At 62.0% G+C, this 959-nt stretch carries 1 protein-coding gene; it reads right to left on the bottom strand.

The window, feature by feature from the left end; translation table 11 throughout:
- Positions 1-959 (bottom strand): IS4-like element ISAs30 family transposase (locus tag GWQ27_RS22175; protein WP_275908337.1); only part of this gene is annotated, 959 nt, incomplete at both ends.

Raw genomic sequence — 959 nt, 5'->3', positions numbered from 1 at the left:
GTGTATCCCTTTAGACTCGCCGCCATCTTCACCATCTGGCTGCGCAGCAGGTTGTACGCCAGCAGCACGCCCCACAGCTCTTGCCGTATCCCCGTCGCCTTCTTGCTACGCAGGGTCAGTCGGTGTTGTTGCAGGCTGTGCTTCATCTCCCGATAGCCCAACTCGATTTCCCAGCGATGGCTGTAGAGCTCGACGATGTCAGCCCCCGGGAAGCGCATCGGGTCAACCATTGAGGTCAGCACCTGCCGCTCCTTGCCGTTGATAGTGCGGGTCAGCAAGCGGGCTTCCACCGTGTCCGGCAGTTGCGGCCACTTCTTGCGTGCCTGTGGACTGGTCTTGAGCTGCACCAGTACATCCTGGCGCCCCAGCTTGCGTACCACCTCGTACTGCGTGCCCTTTTTGAGCGGCAGCAGCCAGTGACGCTCGCTGCCAGCAGTTTGCCAGGCGTGTAGCAGACCGAGGGAGTAAAACCCCTTGTCGAACAGGGTGAGCGAGTGGTCCGGTGTGCGTGCAATGAGCTGTTCGGCCAGCGCCATCTCGTTGACGGCGCAGCTCTCCATGACAGCCTGAACAAGCAGATGACTGGTCAGCTCCATCTGGCAGAGCATGCGCACCTGCGGATAAGCGGTCTCCCCATGCTGGGTACCGGGCTTGGCAAAGGCGGCGGCATTGTCCGGGGTATCAGGCGTGCGCCACATCACGCCATCGACGGCGAGCAGTTGCAGCCCGGCCCAGCCGGGGTGATTGGCCTGCTGGTGCCAGCCTGTGGCGGTTTCGTGAAACAGCCGCTCAATGCTCTTGTGGCCAAGCTTTTGGCGAGCTTGCAGGAAGGCGCTGGGAGCAACAAAGGGGCGGTCACCGGGCAAGAGGATATCGAGCTGATTGACCAGCTGGGTCATGGGGACGTGGCGGAAGATAGCCATGCCGATGATGGCCCAGACCAGGCGCTCCATGGGCAT

Origin of the sequence: Aeromonas sp. 5HA1, assembly GCF_029237245.1 — a bacterium.
Taxonomy (GTDB): Bacteria; Pseudomonadota; Gammaproteobacteria; order Enterobacterales; family Aeromonadaceae; genus Aeromonas; species Aeromonas salmonicida.
Note: the sequence above shows the minus strand (reverse complement) of the source record. Positions and strands in the feature narration are given on the sequence as shown.